The sequence below is a fragment of the Celeribacter sp. genome, assembly GCF_048259695.1.
GTDB lineage: Bacteria > Pseudomonadota > Alphaproteobacteria > Rhodobacterales > Rhodobacteraceae > Celeribacter.
Genome location: NZ_JBLXHL010000002.1, coordinates 314,981 through 330,801, shown reverse-complemented (window position 1 = coordinate 330,801; position 15,821 = coordinate 314,981). Strand labels below are relative to the sequence as shown.

General features: G+C 59.0%; 12 protein-coding genes. 4 read left to right on the top strand and 8 right to left on the bottom strand.

The genetic code is table 11. The annotated features are described in order from the left end of the window. Window position 1 precedes the first annotated feature (1 nt). The 5 genes from ACN0Q0_RS05135 to ACN0Q0_RS05115 form a co-directional block, all read right to left on the bottom strand. Window positions 2-796, bottom strand: coding sequence for a glycosyltransferase (locus ACN0Q0_RS05135; RefSeq protein ID WP_417242297.1), 795 nt, complete (start codon window positions 794-796; stop codon window positions 2-4). Further along, window positions 793-2,259, bottom strand: a complete 1,467-nt coding sequence (locus tag ACN0Q0_RS05130; RefSeq protein ID WP_417242296.1) for a stealth conserved region 3 domain-containing protein — start codon at window positions 2,257-2,259, stop codon at window positions 793-795. Before ACN0Q0_RS05130 ends, ACN0Q0_RS05135 begins: the two co-directional genes overlap by 4 nt. Continuing rightward, on the bottom strand, window positions 2,260-3,057 hold the full coding sequence (locus tag ACN0Q0_RS05125) for a glycosyltransferase family 2 protein (protein ID WP_417242295.1): 798 nt from the start codon (window positions 3,055-3,057) through the stop codon (window positions 2,260-2,262). It lies immediately after the preceding gene. Window positions 3,058-3,060: 3 nt separating this feature from the next. Further along, window positions 3,061-3,792: a hypothetical protein gene (locus ACN0Q0_RS05120; protein ID WP_417242294.1), complete on the bottom strand. Its 732-nt coding sequence runs from the start codon at window positions 3,790-3,792 to the stop codon at window positions 3,061-3,063. Between the two features lie 226 nt (window positions 3,793-4,018). Then, a complete protein-coding gene (locus tag ACN0Q0_RS05115) occupies window positions 4,019-4,834 on the bottom strand; it encodes an ABC transporter permease (protein WP_417242293.1) in 816 nt (271 codons plus the stop codon). Window positions 4,835-5,310: 476 nt separating this feature from the next. Here ACN0Q0_RS05115 and ACN0Q0_RS05110 point away from each other — a divergent pair, with 476 nt between their 5' ends. Both ACN0Q0_RS05110 and ACN0Q0_RS05105 read left to right on the top strand, forming a co-directional pair. Then, window positions 5,311-6,381 carry a sugar transporter gene (locus tag ACN0Q0_RS05110; protein WP_417242292.1) on the top strand — a complete coding sequence of 357 codons (1,071 nt, stop codon included), beginning with the start codon at window positions 5,311-5,313 and terminating at the stop codon, window positions 6,379-6,381. A 5-nt stretch (window positions 6,382-6,386) separates the two neighbouring features. Further along, complete coding sequence (locus tag ACN0Q0_RS05105; protein ID WP_417242291.1) at window positions 6,387-7,061, top strand: ABC transporter ATP-binding protein; 675 nt, start codon at window positions 6,387-6,389, stop codon at window positions 7,059-7,061. Between the two features lie 18 nt (window positions 7,062-7,079). Here the strand turns inward: ACN0Q0_RS05105 and ACN0Q0_RS05100 are convergent, their stop codons facing one another. Then, on the bottom strand, window positions 7,080-9,356 hold the full coding sequence (locus ACN0Q0_RS05100) for a S8 family serine peptidase (RefSeq protein ID WP_417242290.1): 2,277 nt from the start codon (window positions 9,354-9,356) through the stop codon (window positions 7,080-7,082). Between the two features lie 408 nt (window positions 9,357-9,764). On the opposite strand from ACN0Q0_RS05100, the gene ACN0Q0_RS05095 reads away from it, so the two are divergent. Next, window positions 9,765-12,863: a calcium-binding protein gene (locus tag ACN0Q0_RS05095; protein ID WP_417242288.1), complete on the top strand. Its 3,099-nt coding sequence runs from the start codon at window positions 9,765-9,767 to the stop codon at window positions 12,861-12,863. Window positions 12,864-12,908: 45 nt separating this feature from the next. Here the strand turns inward: ACN0Q0_RS05095 and ACN0Q0_RS05090 are convergent, their stop codons facing one another. After that, complete coding sequence (locus ACN0Q0_RS05090; RefSeq protein ID WP_417242287.1) at window positions 12,909-13,817, bottom strand: rhodanese-related sulfurtransferase; 909 nt, start codon at window positions 13,815-13,817, stop codon at window positions 12,909-12,911. A gap of 32 nt (window positions 13,818-13,849) precedes the next feature. Beyond that, on the bottom strand, window positions 13,850-15,082 hold the full coding sequence (locus ACN0Q0_RS05085) for an Hsp70 family protein (RefSeq protein WP_417242286.1): 1,233 nt from the start codon (window positions 15,080-15,082) through the stop codon (window positions 13,850-13,852). Window positions 15,083-15,230: 148 nt separating this feature from the next. Here ACN0Q0_RS05085 and pncA point away from each other — a divergent pair, with 148 nt between their 5' ends. Next, window positions 15,231-15,821 (top strand): bifunctional nicotinamidase/pyrazinamidase, encoded by a 591-nt coding sequence (gene pncA, locus ACN0Q0_RS05080; protein ID WP_417242285.1) that lies wholly within the window; start codon window positions 15,231-15,233, stop codon window positions 15,819-15,821.

The window sequence follows — 15,821 nt, the reverse complement described above, 5'->3', positions numbered from 1 at the left end:
CTCACCTGCGGGGGGCCGAGGCGCGACCAAAAGCAAACGATAGCGCGGCACGCCTCGACGGGAACCGCGCCCGATGCTTGATCGCGAACACGATGCGCACGGCAAAGCTACAGGATCCGAACACGCGCCGGAACAACGCGATACGTGCGTTCATCTGTAGCGCGTCATACACCATGCCACTGCTCCGGGCGGCATGGGTGCCGACACACACAGGCACATGCCACCCCGTCAAACCCGCCCGTATCGCATCCGCCAGAAACGCAAACTCATCCCCGACGGGATAGCGTGCGCCCGCCCCGAAACTCGGGTCGAATGCGATGGATTTGGCACGGAACCGCGCAACACGGATCATTATTTCCGGCGTCCCGACCTTCATGGTGTTGCGCAACACCGCCCGCTTTGGCGTCTCGCCTCCGTAGGCTTTGCGCCACGTCCCGTCATCCGCCCGCATCCGCGCGAGGTAGAAATCCACATCCGCGTTCTGTGTGGCCATGCCGCGCAGTGCCGCCCATCCTGCCGGATCGAACGTCATGTCATCATCGGCAAAGAGCAGAAGCGGCGTTTCGCAGGCGGCCATTGCCGTATTGCGACTGCGCGCCGCGCCGCGTTCGGTCGTCTCCAGAATCCGGACATCGGACCGGTGCGGACCGACGAGGCCGCGACCCTCTGTGTCGCCCTGACACACGATGATGTAGCGCAGCCCTGCGCATTCGGGGAGGGCGCCGGCATCATAGGGTGGGACGCGGTCCGCCAGAGTGGCAATCGCCACCGTGAGGTCAAGCGGGGCCAAGGTCACAGTCGGGCATCCTTTTCCCACGGGGCGGCATTTGGAAAGAGGCGGCGCAGCGACTTTGACAGGCCGCGCTGCCAATCACCGCCGCCGTAATCCCCACCGTCATTCACGCAAAGCGTATCGCATCCGTCACGCACCGCACGCGACAATTGCGCCCGCCACCTCAAATCCGAGTTGCGGACAAAAATGTCATGCACCTCCCCCTCGACCGCATCGCCCGAACACACCGCCGCATGGTGATAGAGAAAACTGGTCAAATTGACATCGTTGCGGTCTCTAAACCTGTGCGTTCGGGTCTCTTCGATGGCGGCATGAAACCGCGTCTCCATCGCGAACAGGACGGATTTTCGCAACGCAAAGGGCGAATGGCGATGCAGGCGCGTGGCCAGAACCCCGTATTCTTTGGCAAGCAATCTGGACGATCTACGCGATGCGTTCAGGTAATCGGGCGCGTTCGGTTTCACCTTGCCCGTTACCATACCGCCTTGCTCCAGAAAGCTGACCGACTGGCCCGAGGGCGTGAAAAACCGCGCGGGATCAAGCGGGCGGGCGATCATGAAATCATCGTTGCCATAGATAAACCGTTCGGACAACCCGTCGATCCGGTGCAATGCCGTCTCAATCACATGCGAATTGAATGTCGGCAGCACAGCGGCGTCCAGAATCTCCTCATGCGTCACCCAATTCAGGCGCGGGTGGCTCAAATCCAGCCAATCCGGCGGGCGGCAATTGCTGACGATATGTAGCGTCCTGATCCACGGCAGGTTGTCGTGAACCGACCGCATCGCAAACCGCAACTCGCCGTTATCGCGAAACCGCGATGCCCCGTAAGTGTCCGGACTCCCGTCAGGATCGTGTGGGGATGTTTTTGCGTAACAGGCTGCGAATGCGGCACGCCAATCGCGGTCGTCCTGTGTGACCCATGTGATGACGTAATCCACCGGACCATCCGCCTCGCCCCGAATGGGATCAGGCACGGCCACCTTGTCCGGCAAGGCAAGCTTTGGCACCTTCGGCGAAGAGCGCCCCGCCTCAAGCAAGGTGTCCTTGAAAATCGCGCGGGCAAGTGCGTTGCCTGTGTTCATGGACACCCAGTGTTTTTGCGCCCGCCGCCGGTACGCCTCCACACGAATGGTCCGCATGCCATCGCGTTTCTTGCGCGGGGATGTCCCGATCGCAAGCCCCTTGCCAATCTCCGTCAGCGCCAGATCGCGCACCACGCTGTTGAACACCGCCACGGGGACACCGACCCACAACTGCGTGTCACTGTTTTCCAACACAAGGACGGGAACATGCCGTCCGAGCGCCTTTGCCGTCACCCGCCGGTTCGCCAAATCATCCGACAGGTTCACATGAACGGCCGCGTTTTGCCGCCACTGCCACCACGCTTTTGCGACGACATCGCGTAACAGGCGCGGGTTGCCGACACCGGCGCGGATATAATCCCAAATCGTTTTGATCTGCATCTAACGACCCTCGACTGGCGCAGGCCACGTTTCCTTTTTGCCCCGCTGTGCCCGAAACCGACCGGTCAGGTGGCTGACCAAACACCCCGCCGCCCGGAGAGACGATAGCCCCTCTTGCTGATGCAGCACCCGATATGTGGCGCGCGCATTGGACAGCACCCCCGTGGACAAGGTCTGCACCCCCTGTTCGCGGTAATAAAAGGCAAGAGGCTCACACAGACCCAAACCCTGCGGAATACGCCCGAGAGCGCAAAGCCACATCGCGAAATCCTGTCGCTTGCGCAGCAATGGAAACCGCAAATCCGCAAAGTGGTCGCGGTCGTACATAACGGTCAAACAACCGATCACATTGCCGCGCCGCAATCGGGCGCGGGTGACGGTTTCGGGGACCTCGATCGTCCTCCATCCCTCTGCCTCGTTGCCCATGAGATACGCGGCAAAGACAAACGGAATCCGGCTCCGCTGCATGGCGGTGATCTGTGTCGATAGCTTATGCGGCATCCATGCATCGTCCGCGTCGAGAAAGGCAATGTAGCGCCCCCGCGCGACATCAAGCGCCGCATTGCGCGCCGCCGCCGCCCCCGCCCGCACGGGCAGGTGAATCGCACGGATACGGGGCTCGTCTGCGGCCAGAGCCTCGACAATATCGCGGGTCGCATCACTGGATCCGTCATTAACGATGACCATTTCCCAATCACGCATGTCCTGCGCCTGCACCGAGCGGACGCACCGCCCGAGAACCCGTGCCGCATTTAACGCGGGCGTCACCACAGTCACGGTAGGCGCAACGCCCACCATGCCCTATTCTCCTGAAACGAGCGCGGCGTATTCGTCGGCGTAACGCGCCTTCAGCTCCACCTTCATGTGCTCGGCCAGAAGATTGGGGCGCGGCTCCGTCAGGTTGGAAAAGTGTTCCTGCAAGAAACGGCGGACAACTCCCGTCTCTCCCTTTTTAAGAAGCGGATTGACGCGCAGAGCCATCTCAAGGCCGCGATCGGAAATCGACGCGTTGTGAACCACATCATAGTCCAGATCAGGCACGATCTCCGGCGACAAGGCGCGTTCGATGAACTCCTTGAGAAAGACATCCTGACCCTGCCGGATTTTGCCAAAGTCCATCACGACCACATTCTCGCGGCCGAACTCGGCACGGAATTTATCAATGATCGGATTCCACTGTAGCGCGTCGAGGTCAATCTCGTCGAGGAACTGGTAGAAGGTGTTGAAATAACCCTGGTGAACCAACTGCAGATAGTAGGATTCAATGTATTCCCACTGCGGCCGGATGGAATACACGATCCGCGGCTCGAACCCGTCGAACGCCCGCACAAAATGCGGGATAATTTTGTCATGGCCCGGATACAAACCGGGCGACGTGCCGAACGGACGTCCGATCGCGTTCTCATTGGACAAGAGCACATAGGATCCGTCAAACGTGTCTGTACGCGTCTTGATATAGGCGTTGAATTTTTCGGCGTCTTTAACGACCTTTTGGCCCCATGAAATATAGGGGCTCACGTCACTACGCGTCAAAAAGCATACGCCTTGCTTGGCATAGTATTTTGACTTCTCTTTGAAATACCCCTGCACGAGGGATGTTGCCGTTTTGTGAGCGCCAAGGTGGGCCACTAGGGTTTTGTTACTGGAAGATGTCAAGGCGACCTCACACAATCAATACTGTGCTAAAGTATTAATCCGCCTAACCTTTCGATACAATGGTAATTCCCGCGCCCTGCCCGATAGCGCGTCAGGTCGCCCCTTACAGGTTTGCGACGATATCCTGATTCCACCGGTGCAAAAGAACAAAGCCGTACACCATACAAATCAGCGCAATCGCGACCACATACCCGGGATTCACATAGGCCGCATCATAGATCGGGTAAAATCCGCTTCGCATGGCGCCGACCATATGGACAATCGGATTGTAGGCGAGCAGGTCGCGAAACCGCCACGGGATGTCCTCATAGGCGTACAAGACCGTCGAAACGAACAACAATGGCCGCGTGATAATCACCCAAACCGTTTCCCAAATGGCAAATCGGGACATCAGGAAACAGTTCAGAACACCCGTCCCCAACCCCAAAATAGCCGCAAGGCCGATGGCCAGTAAAATGCGGCTGAAATCCAGAATGGGTGCCAGATCGAAGGCGACATAAATGCCCGTCATCAAAATGGCGATCACAATCACATTGGTCCCCAACACCAACAGGAACCGCGCCAGAATGGCATCGACAAACGTCACCCGTGGATAGGCCAGTAACCGCCGCGAGTATTTCAAACTCCGCGCCACTTTGCGGTTGGTTTGCAGATAGAGCGCGTAAGGCAGGTATCCGGTCGCATAAAACAACATAAAGTTATTGCCGATCGAGGGCGACTTGAGCCGCAACCCAACGGAGAGCACAATGGTAAAGAGCGTGATGGCGGCCATCGGCTCGATCAGCGCCCAGATATATCCACCGGGGGTGCGCCCATAACTCGTTCCGACTTCGCGCATGACAAGGGCCGCGACGACGCGCGGACCTTTGATGCCCTTGATCGGTTGGGGCTTTTGCGGTGGTCGCGGAGTATAGTCCATTGGTCCCCTTCGCCTTCCAAAACCGGATGGTGCCACAGATACAAATCGAATGCAGCCTCCGGGTATGCCAATGCAACACTTATTTCGCCCCCACGGTAGCGGGTTGTGCTACATACGGGCCACAGCATACTATCCGCACACCGTAAAGAGTATCCTGAGCAGGAACCGTCGTGGAAAACCAGACGCCAAAAAACGTACCGCCGCCGCAAGGTCGCCCTGTGTCCAAAGCGACCGGAGACGCAACCGGCCGCCGTGAGCAAAAGACGCAGCAGGAGCGCGGACAGACCCCTCCCCCCCCCACAGCGGCGGGGGCCGCGCCCGACGGTGCGCGCGGACGCAAAAAATCCGCCCCCTCCAAAACCGGGTCAAAGGCAAAAAAGGCGCCCCCCCAACGCACAGCAGAACCGGCAAGCGCCCCCCCGCCCCAAGAGCCCCTGCGCGGTTTTCGTCTTCGCAAACGCCATTTCGCCGCGTTTGTGAGCTTTCTTGTTCTGGTCTGCCTGCCCATCGGGGCCGCCACGGTTTATATGACCCGCTACGCCGCCGACCAATTTATATCCGAGGTCGGGTTTTCGGTGCAAAAGGAAGACGCCGGATCCGCGATTGACCTCATTGGCGGCATCACCCAGATTTCCAATGGCTCCTCCTCGGACACCGACATCCTGTATGAGTTCATCCAGAGTCAGGCCATCGTGGCCGCTGTCGATAAGAAAGTCGATCTGCGCGCGATCTTTACCAAACCCGAGAACGATCCTGTTTACGCCCTTTCCGATAACGCCACGGTTGAGGACCTGACCGAATACTGGCAACGTATGGTGCGCATTTTCTATAACGGTTCCAATGGCTTGATCCAGTTACAGATCCACGCCTTTACCCCCGAAGATGCGTTGACCGTCGCCCATGCCGTCTTCGATGAAAGCACCGCGCTGATCAACAATCTCAGCCAGATCGCCCTCAACGATGCGACGCGGTATGCAAAGGACGAATTGGACCTGTCCTCGGAACGGCTCAAGGTGGCGCGCCAGAAACTGACGTCCTTTCGCAACGAACACCAGATCGTTGATCCGAATGCCAACCTCCAGTCGCAAATGGGGCTGATCAGTACGCTGCAGGCCCAATTGGCCGACGCCTTGATCAGCTATGACATCCTGATTTTCGGCACGCGCGAAGACGACCCGCGTATCGCTCAGGCAGAACGCCGCATCGACGTTATCCGCACCCGCATCGACGAGGAACAGTCCAAATTCTCGTCCTCCGCCGACAGTGACGGCAATGCCTATTCGTCGCTGATCGAGACCTATGAGGGTCTGGCCGTCGAATTGGAGTTTGCCCAGAACTTCTACGTCTCCGCGCTGAACTCCTACGAATCCGCCCGCGCCGAGGCCCTGCGCAAAAGCCGCTATCTTGCCGCCTATGTCGGGCCAACCGAACCCTCCTCCTCGCTCTATCCGAACCGCCCCGCTACAATCGCCATTCTCGGCTTTTTTGCATTCCTGATCTGGGCGACCATCGTGATGGTGTTCTACTCGGTCCGTGACCGGCGGTAAGCGCGATGATCGAAATTAAGGACGTGCAAAAATCGTTTTGGATCAAGGGCGGGAAAAAGGTCGTGGCCGATGGCATCAATGCCGTGTTCCCGACCGGTCGCTCCGTTGCCCTGCTCGGGCGGAACGGCGCGGGGAAATCGACGCTTCTTCAAATGATTGCCGGTACGATTTCGCCGGATTCCGGCACCATCACCACCACCGGAACCATCTCCTGGCCCGTAGGGTTTGCGGGATCGTTTCACCGCGATCTCAGCGGATCACAGAACACAAAATTCATCGCGCGGGTCTACGGTGTCGACACCGATGAACTCCTTGATTTCGTACAGGACTTCGCCGAACTGGGGCGCCATTTTTACGAGCCAGTCAAAAGCTACTCGGCGGGGATGCGGTCCCGCCTTGCCTTCGGATTGTCGATGGGCATCCGGTTTGACACCTATCTGGTCGACGAAGTGACCTCTGTCGGGGATGCAGATTTCAAAACCCGCTCCCGCATCCTGTTCGAGGATAGAATTCGCAATTCGGGCGCCGTTGTGGTGTCCCACTCCATGCGAAAAGTCAAAAAAATGTGTGACTCCGCCGCCGTCTTTGAAAACGGCAAAGTCACCTATTTCGAAGACGTCAACGACGGCATTGCCGCCTACACAGCGTCACAGGGCGCGCTTGATGACGATGACGACTGACCGTCGTTGATCCTGTCATCACACAATATCCAGGGCGCTTTGCAAGGCGGATCCGGTTGCGTCGGAATAAATCGTAAGGATGTCGCCACCGCCAAAATCGAACACAAACACGCCCGCTGACTGTGTGGCAAAGCCCATGGCATCTTGTGCCGAGGCCGCAAGGTCGCCCGAGATCCGAACAACATCCATACTGGCGTTGAAATCCACAATCGTGTCGGAATCATAGCCCGCATTGAAAATGAACGTATCCGCGCCGGATCCCCCCGCAAGCCGGTCCGTGCCGCTGCCGCCATCCAGAACGTCATCCGCCTTGCCACCGTAAAGCCTGTCGTTGCCGCTGTTGCCGCGCAAAATATCGTTGCCAAGGTTGCCGTAAACGCGGTCGTTGTTCTTTCCGCCGCTCAACGTGTCATTGTCGTCGCCGCCGTACAGTTTGTCGTTGCCTTTGTTACCCGACAACATGTCCTCGCCCTTATGCCCCTTCAGGAAGTCCTGGCCGTTGCCACCCTGCAGGTCATCATCGCCCTGCCCCCCGATAAGAAGATCATCGCCGCCCATGCCAATGATAAGGTCATCCCCGTCACGGCCATTGATTTCGTTGGCGGCCCCATCGCCATAAAGGCGGTTGTTGCCATCGCCACCCATGATGTTTTCGATGCCACCACTAACCGTGGCCTGTTTGTCGCCGCCAAAATAGATCGCACCGGTATCAAGGCGCACTTTGACGTAATCGGCAATCATCGCAAAGTTGAGCCAGTCGGTACCACCGTCCGTATCCTCAATCGTCTGCCGGTAGGTGTCGACCGCCGCGAGTTCGGCAAAATCATCGGTGAAATGGTAGACATCATTGGTGTCGGTGGCGTCGCCATAGAAATGGAATTCGACGTCATAGAAATACACGCTGCTGTAGTAATCATTGACCACTTTCACCGACCAGTCACCGGCGGAATTCACGCCGTTCAGGCCGGCCACATTGAACGCATAGTCAACCGACGCCCCATAGAACTCGTCGTATTGCGCCAACGCCATCTCGACCCCGTCCGGCGTCACCAGAACAAGTTCGACATAGGTCATATTGGCGGCGAACATCGACACCTCGACATAGACCGTATCGATGTCGATGCTGTCTGTTTCTGTCACCGTAAAGGTGCGCGATGATCCGCTGCTGACAATTGAATTGGTAAAGCTGCGCGCCTGTGAGGCATAGACCTCGTTGGCGGAGGTCGCGGCGGTGGCGTTGAACGTGTCCCAGACCTCGGCGAGGCGCGTTGCCGCAAAGGCATCGATCATGCCGTAGCCATAGGACAGGCTGTAGCTCAGCCCGCCACCGTTCCAGTTGGCCGCCCCATTGTCCAACCATGCGCTCATCTCATAACCCGATGCGCCCGCCCCGTATGTAGAGCCGGTTTGCGAGGCTGATAACGCGAGGATGTCATTCACATCGCGCCACCCCAATCCGTCATTCGCCTCAAGCACAAGCGCGATGACACCGGACACGATCGGGGTTGCGGCCGATGTGCCGCCAAACTGTGTGGTCGACCATCCGCTTTCATAGCCGTCACTGCCGGTCCGGTCGGTCGTCACGTTGGCCGCAGGGGCCGAAATAACGATCGAGGTGCCAAAGTTGGAATAGTCGGTGACATTGCCGGAGGTATCCGTTGCCGCAACGGCGACCGTGTGCCGCGTATTGGTCAGGTAGGATCCGCTGGCGTTCATTGTTTCATTTCCGGCGGCGTAGACCGCAATCGTCCCCAACCCGTCACGGCCATGCGCCGTTGCATTCTCATAGGCGCCCATAATGGTTTCGATAAAGGCATAGGGGCTGGACGCAAGCGGGCTATAGCGGTTGTCAAAATCAATTTCGCTTGCCGCAAGGCCAAGGCTCGCGTTGATGATGTCAAAATTTTCGGCGGCGTAATAGGCGGCCTCGTAGAGGTCGTAGTTTTGTGTCGACGCCTCGTACAGCACATCCAGAATGTCGAAAGAGGTCATTGTGACATCGAACGCCACACCCACGCCGATCTTGCCGTTGGCCTCGGCCCCGAGCAGCCCCGCAACCGCCGTGCCATGCGCCGACCACGCACTTGCAGGTTCGCCGTCATAGGTCGAACTGCCAAAGGTAAAGTTGAGCGCGCCCGACATATTGTCGTCGAGATCGGGGTGCGTCGATTGCACGCCGTCATCGAACACGAGCACATTGATGCCCGCCCCTGTGTAGTCATCCCAGACACGTTCGATATCCCCGATGAAATCGAAATGCCATTGCGCAGAGTAAAGAGGATCATTGGGGGTCACGACGAACGCCTTTCAAGACAAAAAACAACAAGGGGCGTCCGAAAACGTCCCTGCCCACCCGGCCTCGCCCGGTTCGCTTCGAACTATCGGGGAAACTATAGTGTCATTTTGCGGCATTTATATGGGGCCGTCAACGTACCGCATTATGTCGACGTTAACCTCCCGTAACATCGTGTAAACGGGTTAAAAATCCCTTTCTGTCCTCGTTTCAATTCATCAGAAATCCGCTTGAAACGGGCCGCTTTCGCCACAATTGCGAACGAAGTTTGCCAAGCCCCACAGCAACATTGGGACCTGTTCCGATCTGGAACGGGGGCCGCAGCCCACTTGACGGGACGCGGGAAGCTTGGGGATCAGTAGATGGTAAGCCTGATATCACACGGACAGCTTGGTCTGACGCCGTTAGGCATGAACATTCGTTACGATGATATCGCCTATATCGACACGGCGGACGGCTCCTATATGGTGCTGATGTCGCGCGAAACCAAAAGCCTCTACTCATACGACATATCGGACGGCTTTGCGGATATGGACTCTGTCCACTCCTATTCCTTTAGTGGCTATTCCCTACCGCCCACCGGCATTGTTCCGCTCGAACTCGATGGCACCATAACCTTCGGGATCGAGGGGCAAGACATCAAACGCGGCTATGTGTTCGGCCTCAATGACGCAGGGCGGTTTGTCCGCAACTCGTACAGCGGCAACGAGGGCCTCGGCCTGCAAATGACCGCCGTGACATCACTCCACACCGACACCGCCGGCGACATCGTTGTCGGCGCTCTCGCAGGGCACTACGATGTCGCCTCCTACACGGTCGCCGCCGACGGTGCGATTACCGAAATATCATCCTACGGGGTTGGCCTCGACCACATCACCGCAATGAAAACCGTCACGGTGGGCGGTAACGACTTTGTCCTCATCGGCGGATTGCTGACCGATTCCGTGACAAGCCTCGCCGTGGACGCCAACGGAACCCTGTCGGAAGCGGGGCGCATCTACGCCGCACAGGGCCTCGGCATCACCACCGTCACAGGCATCGAAACCGTGGTCATCAATGGCGAAACCTTTGTGATTATCGCCGCCGCGGATAGCAACTCTCTCTCCGTTCTCGGCCTCGATTCGACCGGCGAACTCAGTGTGTTCGACCACGTGATTGACAGTATCGCCACACGGATCGGCGGCGCCCGCATCATTGAAACCATCGACATCAACGGCGTGCAATTCATTGTCGTCGCCGGTCAGGAAGACGGGTTGAGCATCTTTTCACTGCTCCCCGACGGCACTCTGGCCCATCGCGCCAGTGTCGAGGACACAACGGGCCTCGGCCTCGCCACGATTTCCGGTTTTCAGCTGACCGCCTCGGGCGACGATCTGGTCATACACGTCACCTCCTCGGCGGAAACGGGGGTACAGTCGCTCACGTTCTCGACCAACACCGATGGCACTGTGGCCTACGCAACAGCCTCGCAAACCCTTGGCACCTCGGGCGACGACACGCTGTTCGGGTCGGACAACGGCGAAACCCTATCGGCGATGGGCGGCAATGATTTCATCTTTGACGGCGCGGGCGTGGACACGATTTCCACCGGCTACGGTGCCGACGTCATCGTCCTGGCCAATGACGGCGCACAAGACACGATTACCGACTTTAACGTCCATCTGGATACGCTGAACCTGTCGGGATGGACCATGCTGCGCAACGTCGGGCAATTGCACTATACCGTCACCGCAACGGGCGGCATCGTGACCTATGGCGATGAAATCCTCGTGCTCCAGTCCCACGACGGCATGTCCCTCATGTGGGCGAGTGTGGCCAATTCCATCGACCTCGACCTGTCCCATTATTTGCCCGAACTCGGGGACAATACGATCACCGCCCAGATCATCGGTGACACCCTGATCGGCACACGCCTCAGCGATGTGTTCGAGGGAAGCGATGGCAAGGACACCTTTATCGGTGCCGGCGGGCTTGACCGCTATGACGGCAAGGGCGGGTTCGACATGGTGGACTATTCCACCGAATCCGCCGGTGTCGTCATCGACATGACCGACATCTCCGCAAATCAGGGCGGTGCGCGTGGTGACATCTTTTTCAGTATCGAAGGCTTCATTGCCACGGATTTTGACGACGACCTACAAGGCGACAACGACGCGAACTGCCTGTTGGGCCGTGACGGCAACGACATCATCAAAGGCGGCGGTGGCGATGACGAACTTGGCGGCGGAGATGGCAACGACACCCTGTATGGCGACGAGGGCGACGACCTGATCAAAAGCGGCAATCACGCCGATTATGTCAACGCAGGCTCCGGCAATGACCGCGTGTTGGGCGGAAACGGCAATGACATGATCCTCGGCGACACAGGCCACGACTACCTCGATGGCGGCGCGGATGACGACACGATTTACGGCGGCGCGGATAACGACACGCTGCTCGGCGCACAGGGCAACGACCGGCTCTATGGCGACGAGGGCGACGACACCCTGAGCGGCGGAAGCAGCAAAGACCGCCTTGAGGGCGGGGCGGGCGACGACATTCTGGATGGCGGGTCGGGGCGCGACCGGCTGTACGGCGGGAACGGCAACGACACCCTCACGGGCGGAACGGGATCCGATTACCTCAACGGCTACCGCGGCAACGACATTCTGGACGGCGGCGACCACAACGACCGCCTTTACGGCGGGACAGGTGACGACACGCTCTATGGCGGGGCCGGCAATGACACCCTCGACGGTGAGGACGACACGGATACGCTCTACGGCGGTCGCGACGACGACACGCTGCGCGGTGGCGCGGGAAACGATGTCCTGTCCGGCAACAGCGGCAATGACCGTCTTGAGGGGGGGCCGGGTAGCGATACGCTGATCGGGGGATCGGGGCGCGACCGGCTGTACGGCGGCAACGGCGACGACACCGCCTCGGGGGGAACAGGATCCGACTACCTCAACGGGTATCGCGGGGACGACACCATGTATGGCGAGGACCACAATGACCGCCTTGACGGCGGGGTCGGCAACGACATGCTTTACGGCGGGTCGGGCGACGACCAACTGCGCGGACAGCAGGGCGACGATACCCTGTCGGGGAACGCGGGCAAAGACCGCCTCTATGGCGGGATCGGGGACGACACGCTCTACGGCCACAGCGGATCGGACCGCCTTTACGGCGGCGAGGGCAACGATACGCTCTACGGCGGCGAAGACAACGACATCCTGAGCGGCGGCACAGGCACCGATACACTCACCGGCGGCACGGGGAACGATGTGTTTATCTTCTCCGGCGGCACGGACACGATCACCGATTTTGAACTGTCGGGCGACCGTGTTGCCCTCGATGCATCCAGCCTTGGCCTCTCGGGAGACGAGCCGGTTCTTGCCCTGATCAACAGTATCAAATCATGGGACGGGGCGGATTTTGTGCTCAATTTCGGTGACGGAGATATGCTCCGGTTTCACGGTTTCGACGGATCAGCCTATGATCTCTCGTCGATGATCGACCTCGTTTAACACCGTTAGCCAAGGCGGATCATCGAAACCGGACACAAACAGGCTCTAATGCTGCTTGAAATGCCGCTCGCCACGGGCATCGGACAGCAGGATCTGCTTTTGACGTTCGCGGAACCGCTCGCGACGCGCATCGTCGAACTGGTCGATACACTGGTGACACGACACGCCGTCCTCGTACTCGGGGCGCGCTTTGTCCTCGGGCAGGATCGGTTGGCGACAGGCATGGCACAACTCGTGCGGCCCCTCTTGCAATCCGTGACCGATGGACACGCGCCCGTCAAAGACGAAACACTCACCATTCCAAAGACTGTTTTCCTGTGGCATCTCTTCGAGGTACTTCAGAATACCGCCCTTGAGGTGGTAGACATTCTCGACACCCTGACCGAGCAGGAAATTGGTCGATTTCTCACACCGGATGCCACCGGTACAGAACATCGCGATCCGTTTGTTGTGGAACCGCTCCTTGTTCTCTTCCCACCACTGTGGAAATTCGCGAAACGATTTGGTTTTCGGGTCGATGGCGTTCTCGAACGTGCCGATCCCGACCTCATAATCATTGCGCGTGTCGATCACGGCCACATCATCGGATGCGATCAGCTCATTCCATTCCTCGGGCGTACAATAATGTCCCACGGAGGCGCGTGGATCGACGTCCGGCTGTCCCATTGTGACAATCTCGCGCTTGAGGCGCACCTTCATGCGGCCAAATGGCTTGAGCTGCGCCGTCGACAGCTTGAACTCGAAATCCGCGCATCCGGGCAGGGCGCGGATATGCGCAACCACGCGGTCAATCGCCTCGGGCGTGGGGCCCGCGATGGTGCCGTTAATGCCCTCGCGCGCCAAAAGCAGCGACCCCGTGATCCCCTCGGAAAGGCACAGGTCCAAAAGCGGTTGACGGATCGCCGACGGGTCGTCGAAGCGGGTGAAGTGATAGAGGGCGCAAACTGTATACATGCCGGTTTCGTTACGCCTGTCGCGCGCCGCGATCAAGCCCCAACACGCGCCCCCGTGGCAATTGCAAGCCCGTCCACCACCGCCGTAAAGACCTCGGATGTCTCCATCTCGGCGTTCGGGAACATCACGCCGATGCGCTGTTGAACAACCCCCAAAAGGCTCGAACCCCCGACAAACACAACACGATCAATATCGTCCGCCGTCATCTGTGCCGCCGTGAGGGTCGCCTCGGCGCATTGCGCAATGTCATGCGCCGCCGGGTACAACTGTGCCATTAAGTCGCCGTTGGACAACGACACACCAAGCCCCTTTTCCACCACACCGATATCAATCACCGCCTCGCTCGCGCCATTGGCGGTGATTTTCCCCGCCTCGACGGCATAGGCCACATCGTGCCCCAGATGCATCTCCAACACATCCGCCAACCGCGAAAACACCTTTGGCTCCTGCGCCAACCGTTCCCAACGGCGCACTTCGCGCACGGTTTTATCACCGTAGACAAAGGTGATTTTTTCCCAGGATGAAAGGTCGTTATACAACCCGCGCGGCGCGGCATGACTGCCGGTCCCGAACTCGTTGCCAATGTGCGCATTCAGACCCAAAAGCGGCATAATATGGCTCAAACTGATCTGCTTGTCGAAATCGGTCCCCCCCAGGCGGATCCCCTCGGAGGCAATCACACGCGTGTCTAATCCGGCCTTTTCACAAATGGTGAAATCCGATGTCCCGCCGCCGATATCGACGATCAAAATACGCCCCTCGCCTTTGACACTCAACGCTGCGGCCTCTGGCTCGGGCAAGAAGGAAACAGACCCGAAACCGGCCAATTCATAGGCTTTCGTCAAATCCACAAGAGCCTGCGCATCCCGCACCGCATCCGCCGAATGAAACCGCACGGGGCGCCCCGAAATGGCCGCATCGAATGTCTGTCCCGTGGCCGCCTCGGCGCGGGTCTTTATTTCGCGCAGGAACCGCGCAATCACCTCGATCAGGGTCAGTTTTTCGGCCATGAACTGTCTGCGCTCATGCGCCAATGGCGTGCCGAGGACGGATTTGAGCGCCCGCATGAACCGCCCGTCCTCACCGTCCATCATCGCCCGTGCGGCGGCCTGTCCGTACAGCGTGGTTTTCGACCCGAACTCAAGGAAAATCGCGGTGGGCAGGGTCGCATTTGCACCCTCCAACGCGATGACCTCGGGCGCGCCATCGCGCATCCACCCCGCCGCCGTATTGGACGTGCCAAAGTCTATCCCAAGTGTCGCCATGTCGCCCTCGCCGCAGTCGCAAAACGTGACGTTTACTGTCCGATGCGCCCCCGTGCAAGGCCTGACACATGCGCCCGCGCCACTGCGGTGATTGACCTCCCTGCCGGCAATGATACCCTTGCCGCGAACCCATTTGCGGAGCCCTGACATGACCCACGCCCTCATCGTGATCGACATTCAAAACGACTTTTGCCCCGGGGGCGCATTGGCCGTTGCGGGCGGCAATGACATCATCGCGGGGGTGAATGCCCTCATGGACGATTTCGACGCGGTTATCCTGACCCAGGACTGGCATCCGCGCGGGCATTCCTCCTTTGCCACCTCGCACAATGCCGATCCGTTCACCACCACCCAAATGCCCTATGGCCCCCAAGTGCTTTGGCCCGACCACTGTGTCCAAGGTACGGGTGGCGCCGCCTTTCACCCCGATCTGCGCACCGATGCGGACCTGATTATCCGCAAGGGGTTCAACCCCGCAATCGACAGCTATTCCGCCTTTTTCGAGAATGATCAAACAACGCCGACGGGTCTTGAGGGCTATTTGCGCACCCGCGGGATCAACACGCTGACGATGGTCGGGCTTGCCACCGATTTTTGCGTCAACTTCTCCGCCGTGGACGCCGCAAAACTCGGGTTTGGCGTCACCGTGCGCACGGATCTGTGCCGCGCCATCGACATGGACGGATCCCTTGTTGCCGCGACAACAGCGATGCAAAACGCCGGTGTTGTGCTGCTTTAG

Excerpts from the sequence above, each read along its gene's own strand:
- ACN0Q0_RS05130 (WP_417242296.1), bottom strand. The coding sequence starts at position 2,259 with ATGCAGATCAAAACGATTTGGGATTATATCCGCGCCGGTGTCGGCAAC.
- ACN0Q0_RS05125 (WP_417242295.1), bottom strand. The coding sequence starts at position 3,057 with ATGGTGGGCGTTGCGCCTACCGTGACTGTGGTGACGCCCGCGTTAAAT.
- ACN0Q0_RS05115 (WP_417242293.1), bottom strand. The coding sequence starts at position 4,834 with ATGGACTATACTCCGCGACCACCGCAAAAGCCCCAACCGATCAAGGGC.
- ACN0Q0_RS05105 (WP_417242291.1), top strand. The coding sequence starts at position 6,387 with ATGATCGAAATTAAGGACGTGCAAAAATCGTTTTGGATCAAGGGCGGG.
- ACN0Q0_RS05095 (WP_417242288.1), top strand. The coding sequence starts at position 9,765 with ATGAACATTCGTTACGATGATATCGCCTATATCGACACGGCGGACGGC.
- ACN0Q0_RS05090 (WP_417242287.1), bottom strand. The coding sequence starts at position 13,817 with ATGTATACAGTTTGCGCCCTCTATCACTTCACCCGCTTCGACGACCCG.
- ACN0Q0_RS05085 (WP_417242286.1), bottom strand. The coding sequence starts at position 15,082 with ATGGCGACACTTGGGATAGACTTTGGCACGTCCAATACGGCGGCGGGG.
- pncA (WP_417242285.1), top strand. The coding sequence starts at position 15,231 with ATGACCCACGCCCTCATCGTGATCGACATTCAAAACGACTTTTGCCCC.